General features: G+C 43.0%; 8 protein-coding genes and 1 pseudogene. 3 read left to right on the top strand and 6 right to left on the bottom strand.

Annotated elements, in window-relative coordinates; genetic code table 11:
- Window positions 1–14: 14 nt before the first annotated feature.
- The 6 genes and pseudogenes from ACLHG7_RS03870 to rpmH form a co-directional block, all read right to left on the bottom strand.
- Window positions 15–6,137 carry an RHS repeat-associated core domain-containing protein gene (locus ACLHG7_RS03870; protein WP_410209748.1) on the bottom strand — a complete coding sequence of 2,041 codons (6,123 nt, stop codon included), beginning with the start codon at window positions 6,135–6,137 and terminating at the stop codon, window positions 15–17.
- Between the two features lie 809 nt (window positions 6,138–6,946).
- Window positions 6,947–8,323 carry a tRNA uridine-5-carboxymethylaminomethyl(34) synthesis GTPase MnmE gene (mnmE, locus tag ACLHG7_RS03875; RefSeq protein WP_410209749.1) on the bottom strand — a complete coding sequence of 459 codons (1,377 nt, stop codon included), beginning with the start codon at window positions 8,321–8,323 and terminating at the stop codon, window positions 6,947–6,949.
- A 139-nt stretch (window positions 8,324–8,462) separates the two neighbouring features.
- A complete protein-coding gene (yidC, locus tag ACLHG7_RS03880) occupies window positions 8,463–10,178 on the bottom strand; it encodes a membrane protein insertase YidC (protein WP_410209750.1) in 1,716 nt (571 codons plus the stop codon).
- Window positions 10,179–10,213: 35 nt separating this feature from the next.
- Window positions 10,214–10,702: a membrane protein insertion efficiency factor YidD gene (gene yidD, locus ACLHG7_RS03885; protein ID WP_410209751.1), complete on the bottom strand. Its 489-nt coding sequence runs from the start codon at window positions 10,700–10,702 to the stop codon at window positions 10,214–10,216.
- A gap of 152 nt (window positions 10,703–10,854) precedes the next feature.
- A pseudogene (gene rnpA / locus ACLHG7_RS03890) lies at window positions 10,855–11,211 on the bottom strand (ribonuclease P protein component); the annotation flags it as partial.
- Window positions 11,212–11,420: 209 nt separating this feature from the next.
- Window positions 11,421–11,555: a 50S ribosomal protein L34 gene (gene rpmH, locus ACLHG7_RS03895; RefSeq protein WP_114900416.1), complete on the bottom strand. Its 135-nt coding sequence runs from the start codon at window positions 11,553–11,555 to the stop codon at window positions 11,421–11,423.
- A 741-nt stretch (window positions 11,556–12,296) separates the two neighbouring features.
- Between rpmH and dnaA the strand changes: the two genes are divergently transcribed.
- The 3 genes from dnaA to recF all read left to right on the top strand — a co-directional run bounded on the left by dnaA (window position 12,297) and on the right by recF (window position 16,143).
- Window positions 12,297–13,679, top strand: a complete 1,383-nt coding sequence (gene dnaA, locus ACLHG7_RS03900; protein ID WP_410209752.1) for a chromosomal replication initiator protein DnaA — start codon at window positions 12,297–12,299, stop codon at window positions 13,677–13,679.
- Between the two features lie 148 nt (window positions 13,680–13,827).
- Complete coding sequence (dnaN, locus tag ACLHG7_RS03905; RefSeq protein WP_410209753.1) at window positions 13,828–14,997, top strand: DNA polymerase III subunit beta; 1,170 nt, start codon at window positions 13,828–13,830, stop codon at window positions 14,995–14,997.
- Between the two features lie 72 nt (window positions 14,998–15,069).
- Window positions 15,070–16,143, top strand: a complete 1,074-nt coding sequence (recF, locus tag ACLHG7_RS03910; protein WP_410209754.1) for a DNA replication/repair protein RecF — start codon at window positions 15,070–15,072, stop codon at window positions 16,141–16,143.
- Window positions 16,144–16,199 lie beyond the last annotated feature (56 nt).

Genomic DNA, 16,199 nt, shown 5'->3' on the forward strand with positions numbered 1-16,199 from the left:
GTCAATTACCATTTCTATTTCGTTTGTTCATATGCCGATTTTGCAGTTTTATCGCCATATAACTCAAATGCACGATTTGCATACTCTTTAAATTCTGCACTATATCCTGCTGAATTTTTCATTGCGGACCCAGCCAATCTACCTCCTGCTTTACCTCCAAGATATCCTGCAGCCTCTTGAAAAGCGAGACCTTTAAGATCATCTGTAGTTACTGCTTGTATACCTAAACCAACAAGTTTAAAGCCAAGTCCCATCGGAGGTAAAACTAATCCAATAAAATCACCGGCATCATTGACGTAACCACCAAATTCATTCGCCATTTTACGTCGATCATATGAAAGATCAGGTGGGTCTTGCATTCGTGCGATATTATTAGCCCCCTGCTGACCAAAAAGACCCGCAACTGAACTAATACCAGAATCCCTTCCAATTGTATTACCCATATCCTGGTTATTGACCACGGGTAAACCCATGCCATTGGCGCCCAGACCAGCACCGGGACCTGTCAGCATGTATGCGAGCCCTGTAGGGTCAACTCGATTAACTGAGTTATTCCCTACATAAGCATACAAGTTTAGGTCATCCTTGTACCCTATAGGATCTGTCTGTAGGAACCGACCCAAGGTTGGTGAATAAAACCGTGCCTTGTAGTAATACAACTCCAGTGGTCCAATCAACTGCTGACCTGTAAATCTAAAGCGCATGTTGCCAGCTAAGGTACTAGGCTCCCCGGAAGGGCCATAATTGTAGATGGCGGTGTTGGCACCCGCATTGTTAGCGGTAGAAACAACACTCCCTTGCTGGTTGGCATAAATCCAGTTTTTGCTGCTAGTACCAGAACCCTCATACCAAACCAAGGGTTCATCCGTGCCGGGTCCATGAACGTAACGCCGCAACAAGCTATTTGCACCATCATATTCCGCTACTAAATCTGTGCCGTCATAGAGGAAATTATTGGTCGTTGTCGTCGGGGTAGAAATCGCTGTTTGGCGTAAGCGGCCTTCAGCATCGTAGCTTAGGTTGGCGCTGATCCCATCTTTTGCTGCTGTTTTTAAACGGTTGTCAAAGTCATAGGTGTAGATCCAGCCGTTACCATCACCGGTTAGATTGGCATTGCTGTCATAAGACGGTGTTTTGCCTGCGATGGCGGTGTACTGGTTGATGCCATTACTGCTGTAACTCTTCGATCCTGCAATCGGTCCTCCCCATTGGTAACGATCATTACTCCATGCTTCAGTTGTAATTTCTTGGATCTGATTGCGGGTATAAGTGTATTTTACATCCTGTGCAGTACTCGATAGGAAATGCGATAAGGTCGCAAGCCCTCCTTGATTGCCATAACTATATTGAGTGCTTGTGCCATTACCCAGTTGTACGGTAGTACGACGTGATAAATCGTCATAGTTGTAAGTTGCTAGGGGCGTAAGCACATCACTGCCATTTTCCTTGATCGTCGTTGGGCGATTCAATTCATCGTAAGCAGTCGTGACAAAAAATGTTGTTTCAGGCCAAGTGATCCGAATCCGGTTACCCGCTGAATCATATTTATAGCTCAGTACCTTGCCACTTGTGGCAGTACCTGAGGTGGTGTCTAATAAACGTCCTGCTTTATCATAGTTATAGCTGATGATATTGCTACCGTTTTCATATTTTGCGGAAGTACGGCGACCTAAGAGGTCATAGCCATAGGTGACATCATCTGATGAGCTAGCAGGATATTTGCGGGTGACAAGTCGATTGAGGTTGTCATACGTTTGGTCAATGACATTTTGTCCACGAGTCGTTTTTTGAGTGATGTTCCCATTCTCATCATAGACGTAACTTTCGTAATCGCTGTTCGAATTAATGCCTGATCCACGTTCAGGTTTTGGATACGCAATATTAATTAAACGATCAAACCCATCATAAAAATAAACAGTATTGTCATTAAAAGTATCGGTGGTAAAAGTCATCTTGCCATTGGCTGTGTAGGTATAGGTCACATAGGTTTGCTCTAGACCTGTGCCCATGGCTTTTTTGATGCTACTAACCGTGTCGTCTAAGTTATATGTCGTATCAGTAATTCTATTCCCGCCTTGTGCGACTGTTAGATATTGTGTAGTACGACTTGCACGGTCTAATTCGTCATAAGCGATATCAGTAACAACATTAGGGTAAGCTGCGTTGGGGCAACTGGTATCAGCAGTCATTAAACTAGGTCCCCAATGTCGGGTAACCTTGCCTGTGGAACTATAAGTGTTGCAATCGACGACCCAGTTAGTGCCAATCTGTGAAGCACTACGGATCACACGACCATCTGCATCATAAAAGGTTCGAGTTACCTTACCTAAAGCATTGGTCGTTTCAGTCGGAAGGCGTTCACTATTGTAACTTGTGGTTAAAACATCAGTAACATCTGTGCGCGGCCCATCAACAGTTGTCAGATTACCGACCCCGTCATAAGTAAAGGTTGTTGTTAGATTCAAACCTCCCGTTCCCGAATCCACTACGCTGGTTTTAGGGACAAATTTATTGCCGCTATCATAGGTAGTGGCTGTAACCGTACTCGTTGAAGCGGTGATTTTTTGAGTTTGTGAAGTCGGTAACCAAAATGCAGGTGTAAAGCCAGCTGTACTATAAGAAGAGTAGCCATAAGTAGTTACAGGTGATGTGCCGAGATTATCCACTGGAGAAGTAATCGTCAGCGGGAATCCTGAGTTAACGGCATAGGTATAGCTGGTTACTTTACCGCGCGCATCAGTTGACGTTGCTACTTTATTAAACTTACCTTCATATGTCATGGTTTGAATAAGAGGGGGAGGGATCAGTGCTGGGTTTGAATTTGGTTTGGGATTTTGCTTAATGGTTTTAACATTATGCGTACAACGCTTCTCATCACCGGAACAAGTGGCATCATCGTAAGTATATTCAGTACTATTGAGTTCTGGAGCAACCGTCTTAATCAGACGCGACTGACCGTCATAGGTATTGTAGGTATATTTACCTACTGGGTTTAATGTCTTGACGACTTTACCTAAAGCATCAAGCCAACTAATCCGCTGTAAGTTGAGTGGACCATTCTCTTCAGAACGAGTGCCTGAGAAATAATAATTATAGACTTGATCCCGTGAATTGGTTTGCTTCTGGATACGCCCAAGGGTGTCGTAAACATTGGTTGCGACGGCTTTAGTAGGGAAACTTGGATTAAAAAACTTAACAATCTGACCTGGTAAGTCATATTCAAAAGTAGTCTTCGCACCTAATGTGTCGGTATAAGTCGCTAAATTACCTTTAATATCGTAGTCATAACCAATACTGCGCACCCCATCATCAACCTTGGTCAAATGAGAGTCCGTGTATGTCAAATTCAAACTGCGGCCTAGGCTGTTTTCAATTTTGGTTAGATTATTTCCTGAGTAGGTATATTGGGCTTGTAGTCCACTTGCGTCAGTATATGTACTGATCTTTCCAGGAGCTGTCGCACTGCTTAAGCTATTAAATAACAATTTGGTATGATTGACCGTATCTAGTAGATAAGTCCCATTACTATTTTTTTTCAGGAGTCCTGAATTCCCTGGGGGTGGGTTATAACTTCCATCCGCTAGTCTAACGAACACACCGCCGTTAATCCCTTGCTGAACAACAACTGTATTATTTGCTAATTGCTCACCAAACCAGTTACTGCTGACCGTCGCAATAACCATTTTGTCTAAGGGGCGAGTGGTATCCAATAACAAATCTGACAACACAACCGTTTCAGCTATCGCACTCGCAGCATCAATTGCAGAATCTTCTCCCATCCCCTGGAAACCATCTGATGCCACACTGACGCTACCCTCTAGCGCATGTGTCCAACCCCAACCCAATATCCCATCTTGGGTACGTGAAGCCGAACTATACAATCGTTTAAAACCAAGGCTAGATGGAAACTCCCCAACACCTACATTAATATCATCATGTTCATACAAGAAACTGCCATTGACCATGTCGACTGGATCACCATATACCTGACCCGAGGACTTTTCTAGATCAGCAGGGGTCTGAAAGGTTACTGTTACATGTTCAGCAAAAGGTGTCTGAAGAATATTAATCGTACTATAGCCACCAGCATACCCATTAATAAAGGCACCCGCTGAAGTTTGCTCAATGCCAGATACCGTCGCTTTACTAAATAAAAAATAACCCTCACCCGTCCATAATCCCGTCGTCAGATTACAACTTCCAGGAAGAATTAAACGTGAAGTATTATTGGAGTTAATAATATTCTGATAATTATCTAGCTTAGCCACACTACAATTGCTTAAATTTGGACGTACCGCAGTCGCATAATTTGCAGAAGTCGCACTAAAAATCTTACTACCACTAGCCACCATACTATCTAAAACCGATACTGTTGACATCGCTGACGAACCAACGGCTTGCTGCACAGTCGTTGATTCCAAAACACTAGCTTGTAATGCGGCCCCGCCGACAAATACAGCATCCTCACGATCTTTATATGCTATACCAGTAGCAACCGTACTAAAGATATTGGCTGGGAAGTCTACGTATGTTGCGGAATTACTCGGCAAATACCCTACAACTCCCAACTGGTGATGAGTCCAATTGGCTGTCGACAAAACTCGCCCAGCAAGATACGTTGCAAAATCAGTTTGTGTTGCCCATTGTGCACCTAATACCGACAGAGTTAGACCCATAACTTCTTCAGAATTAGCAAGCTTACCCGCAGCTCGTTCATTCGCTAAACGATCGCGATATACCGCAGCTAAACCACGACCAGTAGGCCCCCAAGTACTACTAATAGCATACGTGCCTCCCGCTTTTATTTGCTGATGAGTCGTCTGATCTGCAATGGGATCTACATAAGCATTATGTTTTGCAATGAGAGTAATATCTGATGAAGTTCCTAGAGTAACAGCATTTCCTGTAGTGACTACAGCACCATCAAGTTTCAAAACCGGATGATTAGTAGAATCAAAAGTAATTGTGAGACGTCTGCCATAAATTTGATCAGAGGTAAATATCGCATCTATACCCTGATATTGTATTTGTAAGGTTGGCTTATAGTTCACTGGGATATTATCTAAAACAACTACCGTATTAATATCTTTTCGCATATATGGTAAAAGATCTAAATGGCTCAATGTCGTGATGGGAATAACAGTCGAACCACCCAAGACATCATCCAAAGTTGCTGTCGGCATATTAGTACGCAAGTAACTCACTAAGTTATTAGAATATTTAGTTAGATTATTGCGAATGTTAGTACGATTAATTTTTTGGACATAGTCAGTATTTATTGTTGCCCCACTTATCGCATCAGTAAGAAAGGTGGTGGCGTTATAACCTAATGCGGTTTTTAAATCTATTCCGGTTTTTCGATTATGCTGCTTAAAGCTAGGATCATACATATAACCATTGGCTGAGACCCACACATGTTTAAAAGAGACACTTTCAAATGCAGGTTGACTTTCGCATTGTAAAAGAGCACTGACATTTTCACCATTATATTGCGTAATTGTAGTTTGAGTTTGAGATAAAAAATTTCTTATATCACAAGCGCTTGTTGCATCAAAATCATACCAATCCCGAAATTCTTGCTTTGTTAATCGAATGTCGCCAACGATATATTTTGCTGTAGTATTATTTGATGCTCTTAATAACTCCATCATCAATGTTGCTTGATCAAATGAAGTTCCTTGATTCGACAACAATGCCCCTAAGCCGCCCTTCTGAATACCCCATGCAGGATCAAATGCAACATTGTCATGAACATATTGATAAATTAGATCGGTATCACCTCTTAAAGAACGTGCCAGTTCAGCTATAGACGCAGGACCCAAAGGACTAGTATCACCACCACCGACACGTAAACCCGCATCGCCAGCAACTTGAGGTGTATTACTAGCATCTGCTTGATAAATATTTGCGGGCATTGGCCGGTTTAAAACCAGTTGATTCGCCTCTTCTCCAATAGCAGGCTTTAAAATAACTCGCTTCCAGCCAGGTTCAACTATCGCAGGGGTATTTGCTTCAGAACCAGTCGACGATGTGACTTCTGGGCTATTTGAAGGTTCATCCGCATAGGTGGGGGTAGATAATCCCATTGCACAAACACTTAATAAACCAATTACACCAAAACGTGGCACTAAAGACATGCAAAGCCCCTGATTATGAATCTATCTTTTTATACAAATTAAAATTACAAACTAATAAAGAAAACTGAGTCATTAATATAAAAAGTATCAATTGAAAAGTACGCTTTTTAAAAGACTTCTACAAATTAAACACAATGGTAAAATAAAAATCAACAATAAATACATGATTTCTACACACAATATACACATAATTTTGTAACTTGATTTTTTTAGCGAAAGATTTATTAAAATGAGCAGCCTTGCAGGAATATGCGTTGTCCTCAACCAGACTTAATCTTAGTCAAAGCTCAGTCTCTGGATCTGACTCAAACAGAATTTAAGCATGATCATTTCAACTGATAAATCATGTAGTCAATGGAATAAACATATTTTGCGATAGCTAGATTATTCTAGACTGGGGAGCGTGGTAAAATTCAACTAAAGAGGTATGAATCAATGCTTGCTTACCAAGAGTTATCATATTGGTTTATATGCTGTAAATTGCTTAAAACTCGTACGATGATCGATATCAGTATCTTGTCCATATCCAAGTTTTCCGGCTTGCATGGCTAACACCAGTTGGACAATCAATCTGATTTAGTCTCATTAACGTTAAGATGTGCCCTCACCAAGAACAACGCTTAGAATTGGAATCAACCAAGATGCAAAATCAACCCCCCTCTTCATTTCCACCTCAAGTTTGACCATTGGAGACTGAGACAACTAGCACTGCTGGGATACTTAAAAGAAATATTATAAATTTTGCTTTTTAAACTTTATTCTATAAATATAATGACTAAAATTATTTATAAGTAACTAAAATTATTAAATTATTTTCCAATACAAAAGCTCCCAAATATCTTGCCCAGCAGATCATCCGCTGTAAACTCCCCGGTAATCTCACTCAAGGCATTCTGCGCCAGTCGCAACGACTCCGCCATCAACTCACCTGCACGGTAATCCACCAGCTGAATCCGCGCGTCATCCAGACTCAACAAACACCGCGTTAACGCATCCAAATGCCGCGTCCGCGCGATAAAGGTATTCTCTTCAGGATGATAGCCCGCTTGATCGCTGATCAATTGCACCAGATCATCGATACCGAGCTTCTGCTTGGCAGATAATGTGACCTGTCTAAAACCCGATTGCTGAGAAATACCGACGGTTTGCTGCGCAAGATCGGCTTTATTGCCAATAAAGATCAGCCGTTTTGTATCTAGATGCTGATCCAGACCATCCTGAAAGAACTGCTTTGCAAGCGCCAAAGGATCTTCATCCACGCTCAAGTCATAGACCAGCAACAACAGATCCGCTTGTTCAATCTGGGTATAGGCACGGCGTATCCCTTCAATCTCGACCACATCGTCCGTCTCACGCAATCCCGCCGTATCGGTCAGGGTAATCGGTAGACCATTTAACGTGATTTTTTCATGTAAGACATCACGCGTCGTCCCTGCGATATGAGTGACAATCGCGCGGTCTACACCCGCAAGTGCATTCAAGAGGCTTGATTTACCCGCATTCGGCTTCCCTGCGATCACCACTTGTAGACCTTCACGAAGTAATTGCCCCTGACGCGCTGATGAGAAGACCTGCTTAATCGCGGTGATGACCTGATCAAGCAGTGTCAAAATACGCCCATCGGCTAAAAAATCTATCTCCTCTTCAGGAAAATCGATTGCAGCTTCAACATGGAGGCGCAAATGAATCAATTCTTCGAGTACCGTCTGGATCCGCGCTGAAAAATCGCCTTGCAGCGAGCGCACGGCGGAACGTGCCGCTTGAGTACTCACTGCATCAATCAAATCAGCAATCGCTTCGGCTTGCACCAAGTCCATTTTTCCATTGGCGAAGGCGCGAGCTGAAAACTCTCCTGGACCTGCAGCAGTGGCTCCAAGTGCGAGTAAACGGGCAAGCAGGGCATTTTGCACCACGATTCCCCCGTGACCTTGTAGCTCGACCACTTCTTCCCCAGTAAAGGAGTTGGGGGCAGGGAAATAGAGTACTAAGCCTTCATCAATCGTACTTTGGTCTTCATCCAAAAAACGTGAAAACGCCGCTTGCCGCGCTTTAGCGATTGGCTTGCCGGTAAGCGCCTCAGTGATCTGAACCGCTTTGCCACCCGATAAGCGAATCACCCCAATCCCACCCCGACCTAGAGGTGTCGCAATTGCTGCTATGGTTGGGGTATGAAACAGATTCGACATCATCAGGTCCTACTTAAAAATTTTAAGAAGCTAAGGCAATAAAAAACCGCTCAATGGGTTAGCACAGGCTAACGCAATAAGAGCGGTCCATTCTAGCATGAGCATTCACGTTGCAAGACAGCGTGAATGCTTAAAGCAATTAACCAACTTTCGGGTGGTATGATTTTTCAATCTGATGATTGACATATTTTTGCTGCACGATGGTCAACAAGTTGTTCACGATCCAGTACAGAACCAGACCCGATGGGAACCACAGCATGAAGACTGTGAATACAATCGGCATCAAGCGCAGCATTTTAGCTTGCATCGGATCTGCAGGTTGTGGGTTCAAGGCTTGTTGAACAAACATCGTCACACCCATGATCAGCGGCAATACAAACCAGTGATCCATAGAAGACAAGTCGGTAATCCAGCCAATCCACGGCGCATTACGCAGTTCCACGCTTTCCATGAACACAAAGTACAGCGACATGAAAATTGGCATTTGCAAGAGAATCGGCAGACATCCAGACAACGGATTTACGCCTTCTTTTTTGTACAGCGCCATCATTTCCTGCGAGAACTTCATGCGATCTTCGCCATGCACTTCTTTCAAACGCTGCATTTCAGGAGCAATGACTTTCATTTTTGCCATTGAACGATAGCTTTTCGCTGAAAGCGGGAAGAGCACGATCTTCACTAACAAGGTCAGGAGAATGATCGACCAGCCCCAGTTACCTATGAAACCATGGATGTATTTCAGACCCAAAAACAGCACTTGTGCAATCGGCCATAACCAACCGTAATCAACAGTTTGATCAAGTCCAACCGCCAGCGGTTTCAAGTTATCTTGCACTTTAGGACCAGTATACAGCGTCGCTGAAACAGTCTGCTGCATGCCAGGCGCAACCGTAATCACAGGATCGGTAAAGCCAATGAAGTTGTTGTTGCCACTGACGCGCGTACTTAACACAGCCGTTGTATTAGCATCAGGAATCCAAGCGGTCACAAAGTAATGCTGCAGTACCGCAACCCAACCACCTTTGACGGTTTGATTCAGTGGATCTTCCTGATATTTGGTGAACTTGAGTTTGTTGTAATGTGAATCCGGAGTTCCCCACGCGCCGCCCATATAGGTAGACATACCCATCATGCCTTGATTGGCTTTACTTGGATCCGCAGAGTTATCGCGTTTCACTTGGCCGAACATCTGTCCCTGCCAAGGCTTTTTACCCCGGTTGATAATCTGATAGCTGACCTTGATTGGATATTGGCCCGCAGTCAGATGAAAACTCTTGATGATCTGTACACCATTCGGCGCCGCAAAAGTCAGTGGCACATCAAGTGAAGTCTGGCCGTTCGCCAATACATAGCTGGTTTGTGCAGACGTATATAGAGGACGTCCAGCCGCCGCAGCATCAGGACCATCAACACCAATCAAACCGGATTGCGCGGTATACACACGGCCTGGACCATCTTCAAGCAAGACAAAAGCCTTCTGACTATCCACGGCATTCAGGTGATTAAGCAGTTCAGAACGGACGACATCACCGCCTTTAGGATCGACTGTGATGCGATACATATCGGTTTGCAGGGTGATGAGACCCTGAGGAGCAGGCGCAATAACAGGAGCCGCCGCTTCTTTTTTCGGTGTGGCGACTGGCGGCACATCGGCATTATTAACCGGTGTCGCAGCAGCACTACTTGCGTTTGCATTAGGAATATCTGCCGAAGCAGGTTGCGCGGTCTGCGCAACAGGCGTCGCTACATTCTGATCTGCCGCAATATGCCCATAATCCTTTTGCCATGCCAAAATTAGCATGTACGCCGTGATAAACATCCCGAGTAGGATTAGGTATTTTGCCCACTTCTGCATGACATTCCCCAAAACATTGATTTAAAACGTTGAATTTAAAAAGCCGAGTCAGCAAAACGCTTCATCAGTAAAACTGAGGCGAAGGTTCCACGCGGCTGGCTAGTATACGGTGTAAATTTGTGAATTCTGTGACGATTTTCATCATTCGGCGGCAGCGACGCATCATTCTTAGGCTCTATTTGCGTCAACGCATCAAGATTATGCCTTAAAATTTCACTGTTTTGCTGACATGGACAGTGCTTTGAATGATGGAAGAGCGCGTGCAGCATCTGCTTTGAATGAGAGCGATCGTTATCATCAGACGCTGACTTTGCGGGTGGGACCGGATCATATCCAGAACCTCCCCAAGGATGGCAACGTCCCAAACGCTTGGCAATCAGCCATGAGGCATGAGGCAGCGGATGCTGTTCTAGCGCCTCTAAGGCGTACTCCGAACAGGATGGGAAAAAACGACAACGCGGCCCGAGTAATGGGCTTAAAAACAAGCGATACAGTTGGATAAGCCACCGAAAAACAGTCTTCATTCGGAATTCCGAGCAATCGATACCGTATTGCTGAGGTCAGCTTTGGCTAAATCAAGCGTAGTCGCTTCATTTTTTTCGATCGGTGCTGCGGATTTTGGCTGTTTAGACTCATGTTCGGTTCGACCGGAGTCGCCAGACTTTTGAGTCATCTGATGTTTTTGATAACGTTTGGTCAATTGACGCCAAGCAAGACTTAATTGTTGCTGAATAACATCATTAGGCAGCATTTGTGCGTCAGATTTTGCCATCAATACGATATCAAGGGCTGGCAATTCAGCTTGATGCAGTCGAAAACTTTCTCGTGCTAAACGTTTGACACGGTTACGCTCATGCGCACGACGAATTTTTCGTTTCGCGATGACTAAACCGAGACGGGGGTGTTCTTGATGATCAACAGCGAGGAGCATGAAAGCAGGCTGGTGCACTTTATACAGTGCACTATCAAAAACAGTTTTGAAATCAGCTGCTTGCAATAAACGAAGTTTTGCAGAAAAACCAAATGTCAACATGCGATCAATTCCCATATGGTTTTGACCTTGCATGTTTTATAATGGACACTAACAAGGCTACATGTATTCAAACGTCCATGCTTTAGATCACATGAACCATGAATAACTTATTATTGCTAATTACCAATCTTTGATTACTTAACTTACGATGATCCAAATCAATATTTGAATCAATCACAACGTTTATCAAACATCAAACACAGTCATCATCACACGGTTAAACGTGCACGACCTTTTGCGCGACGGCGAGCAAGTACTAAACGACCATTTTTTGTGGCCATACGAGCACGGAAACCGTGAACACGCTTACGCTTCAGTGAGCTGGGTTGGAAAGTACGTTTCATGGCAAAAAACCCAAATAAAGTAAAAAACAGGAAAGGAATTCTATAGATCAATCCTTATACTGTCAATCCTTTTCACTTCTGTGTACAAAACCTTTATTCACAGTATAAAGCATTGATCAGGTAGGTCTTTTTAGATTTAATCACAAACATCGTTAAAAGTTATCCACAAGTTTCTTTCAAATTTAGCAGTTGATTTTTTGTTTTTAGGATTTGGAAGTATTATTATTAGACCCTCATTTTTCTGTGCGTAACCGAAAAAAATCACGATAAATCAAAAAAATACCATGTTAATTAACCTGTGTATGAAAGGTGCATTGTTTGTGGATAACTCGACCATTAAAACTACCCACAGCTTTTTCCACAAAGTTTTCCACAGAACTTATCCACAATAATTATCGTGATTATGTGCAGAAAATTAAAATTTCTCACGATAAATTTTTTTAAATAGGAAAAATGGTGTTGGAAAAGCAATGACAGGTGGTTTGTGATTGGCTAGAATGTTTTTTTGATCGAACGCTGGCGATTTGCAGCAAACTTTGGTTCGGTATTGAAAATACAGATTCCAGTTCAGTGAATCTTTAATCTTTGATGGGCTCATCCATCGTAACGGTGATGAGTGATGCTCTAATTGAGCTTTTTTGTTGATACCGCTGAAATTTACACATGATTGGAAATATTAGTCTCTGGATTGATGTTTCTTTAGGCATTACGCATTCTTATTGATTAGTTTTGGGGAAATACATGGCTTGGACGGATTGTCTTGAGGCACTGCGCCACGAGATGGCAGACAATTTGTTTACATTATGGATTCGTCCATTAATTGCAGAAGAGCATGGTCATGTCTTATCGCTTTATGCACCCAATGCATATTTTTCAAAACATATTACCGATAACTATATCGAGCGTATTCGTGCACTTGCTTTTGAATATAGCAAAGGCATTATTACCGATGTCCAAGTTAAATTTAGCCCCACGACACATAAAAAAATATCGTTAGATGATGAGATTAAAGATCAGGAAGTTTCTGCGCATAGCGTCGCCAATTTAAATATTGCAGATATTAATAATCAATCCTCATTTAATATTCAGCCTGAACAAGTTCGTCGTACGTTAAATAAAGGATATGTTTTCCAAGAGTTTGTTGAAGGTCCGACCAATAAAATGGCTTTTGAGACCTGTAAAACCGTTGTTAATCAATTGGGTGATTCTAAACATAATCCCCTGTTCTTATATGGTGCAACAGGTTTGGGTAAAACCCACTTAATGCAAGCAGTCGGTCATGCTGTTTTGGATAAATCACCCAATGCACGCGTGATGTATATGACTTCAGAGCAGTTTGTCTCTGGTTTTGTGACTGCTTTGCAACAACAACGCATTGATAAATTTAAAAAAGATTGCCGTACTTTAGATTTGCTCTTAGTGGATGATATTCAGTTTCTTGCAGGTAAAGCGGCGAGTTTGGAAGAGTTTTTTAATACCTTTAATGAGTTATTAACGGAATCTAAGCAGATTATCTTAACCTCGGATCGTTATCCTAAAGAAATCACTGAAATGGATGCACGTTTAGTATCTCGTTTCTCTTGGGGATTATCGATTGCGGTAGAACCGCCTGAACTTGAAAACCGCGTTGATATTCTACTGCGTAAAGCAAAATCCAGTGATTATGAGTTACCGCGTAACTGCGCATTGTTTATTGCACAGCAGGTTCAGGCGAATGTGCGGGAACTTGAGGGTGCATTAAATAAAGTGATTGCAACCGCACGATTTAAAGGCGTTGATATTAGTATTGAGATTATTAAAGAAGCCTTAAAAGATCAGATTTCTATCCGTGCGCGCCAGATTAGTGTCGAGAATATTCAGAAAGTCGTTGTTGAATATTTCCGTATACCGATGCGTGAGTTAATCGGTTCTAAACGTACGCGAGTTTATGTGCGTCCGCGTCAAATTGCGATGGGATTATCGCGAGAACTTACTGGTGATAGCTTCCCTGAAATCGGTTCTGCTTTTGGCGGCCGTGACCACACGACGGTCATGCATGCCTGCGATAAAGTCGTTGAACTCTGTAAGACGGATCCTGCTTTCGCTGCTGACTACAAAAATTTATTGCGGATGTTACAGGGCTAAAGTTTTAGTTCTTTTACGATTTCTGCACACAGACAGATGATATTTTGATGACTTTTGTTGTCAGATACGTACCTGCTGGCCTACAAAAATGTTATAACTCGTTATAGCACTGACCACTTTATTATAGATATTAGAGCATGACTAAATTATGAAACTTAAAATCACTAAGGATTTGTTTTTACGCGCTTTATCCCAAGTTTCTAGCGCTGTTGAACGCCGTCATACTTTACCTATTTTATCCAATCTCAAGCTTGAAGTGACGCCAACCCATTTGACGTTGACTGCTTCTGATCTGGAAGTCGAGTTGGTAGCGCTTCTCGAGTTGCCGCCAGGCGCTTGTATTGAAGCCGGTGCCACGACTTTATCTGCCCGTAAACTCATGGATATTTGTAAATCACTGCCCAATGCGGCATTGATTGATTTGACCACTGCAGATGATCGTCGTTGTCAGCTGAAGTCTGGCAGCAGCCGTTTTATGCTGGGTACGTTACCTGCTGAAGATTTCCCACTGTTAAGTGGGGGCGTTAGTGACTCTTTGACATCAGGCACCCGTTTACAGATTGATCAGCGTGCACTCAAGCGTTTACTGGATAAAACAGCTTTCGCGATGGCTGTACAAGATGTACGCTTTTATTTGACCGGGATGCTGTTTGAAGCGTCTGAAGGTCAGCTTCGCACAGTTACGACAGATGGTCATCGTTTAGCGATGCTTGAATCTACAGCTGTCCTTGAGGGCAGTACTGCCGTTCAAGCGATTGTACCGCGCAAAGGCGTGCTTGAATTGCAGCGTCTGCTAGGCGCAGATGAGAGTCAATTGTCCATCTTGATTGGCCGTGAATTTTTGAGCGTGACTTTAACGCAGCCCGGTAAAGTTAGCGACAGTCCAACCAGCGAAGATATCGAAATTCGTTTCACCACAAAATTGATAGACGGTAAATTCCCTGACTATCGCCGTGTTATTCCAAAAAATGGCGATAAAGTTATGCAAGTGGCTTTGGACGAGTTCAAACATACTTTGCAACGTGTAGCGATTCTCAGTAATGAAAAATTGCGTGGCGTCTTCTTACAGCTTAATGATCATAATATGCAAATGCGCGCCAATAACGCAGAGCAAGATGAAGCAGTCGAAGATCTGGTGATCAACTATCAAGGCACCCCGCTTGAGATGTCGTTCAATGCACAATATCTTCTTGATATTCTTAATGTTATAGATGGCAATACGCTACAGATGACCTTAAGTGATGCCAATGCATCTGCTCTGGTCCAAGACCCTGCTGCGGGCGGCGCCGTTTATGTTGTGATGCCGATGCGTGTTTAAGGCGTTTTGCTTTAAATCGTTTGGTTTGAACAAAGCCGTTTTGGCTTATCGTTATTGCAGAGTTTAAGCCTTATGCATCTGAATCGTGTAAGGATCGAAAGTTTAAGAAATATAATCCGTATGGAACTCGCCTCACTTGCGCCGTTGAATATTATTCACGGCGCAAATGGGAGCGGGAAATCTTCAGTCATTGAAGCAATCCATCTTCTCGCCACAGGGCGTTCTTTTCGTACTGCCAATCCCAAACATTATATCCGTTATCAAAGTCGCGATGCTTTGGTCTATGCCGAATCTGTGGACCACCGCATAGGCTTGAATAAATCATCCGATAATTTGGCTACGCTGCGTTTGAATGGAGAGTCCATCAGTCAGAGCGATATTGCTCGAATCTTACCGGTGCAACTGATTAATCCTGAAAGCATGGATTTACTTGAAAGTGGCAGTAAACCACGGCGGCAGCTTTTAGATTGGTTGATGTTCCACGTGGAACATAATTTTCATAATTTGTGGCTTCGTTATCAGCGTGCCTTAAAACAGCGGAATGCGTTACTCAAAAGATCTGCACGCCCCGCAGAGTTACTCGTGTGGGAACAGGAAATGGCAGTTACGGGAGAGCAGATCCATCGTATACGCCTCGAAATCGCCAATGCATGGTCAATAATTTTTGGTGAAATTGTTGAAGAGTTGTTACCTGATCAAGGCATCCATTTTGAGTACATTCCTGCCTTTGATCCCGAAAAAGGACTGCTAGAATCGCTGATCGAGTCTCGCGAGCGGGATAAAGAGCGTGGACACAGTCTGATAGGCATACATCGCGCAGATTTGCGATTCCGGACACATTTTGGCGCAGCAGAGCAGACCCTATCTCGAGGGCAAAAAAAGCTCCTTATCCTCGCTCTGAAGCTATCCCAGATCAAGATGCTACATGCCAAGGGGTGTGCTTCTGTGGTATTATTAGACGATATCACTGCTGAGCTTGATATGTCTGCACAAGTGCGTTTAATCACGTTGCTTGTCGCTTTAAATAGTCAAATTTTTATGACGACAGTGGATTTGTCAGCCGTTTTAGTTGCGCTTCAAAACGTTGTTTTTCATAAGTCGCTGTTCCATCTCATAGATGGTCAGTTGGTTTCTCCTATTGAATAAGCATAATAAAAATTTATGTTAATTCAATATATTGAAAATTTATGACCTATGAAGTT

The organism is Aquirhabdus sp. (assembly GCF_046462495.1).
Taxonomy (GTDB): domain Bacteria; phylum Pseudomonadota; class Gammaproteobacteria; order Pseudomonadales; family Moraxellaceae; genus Aquirhabdus.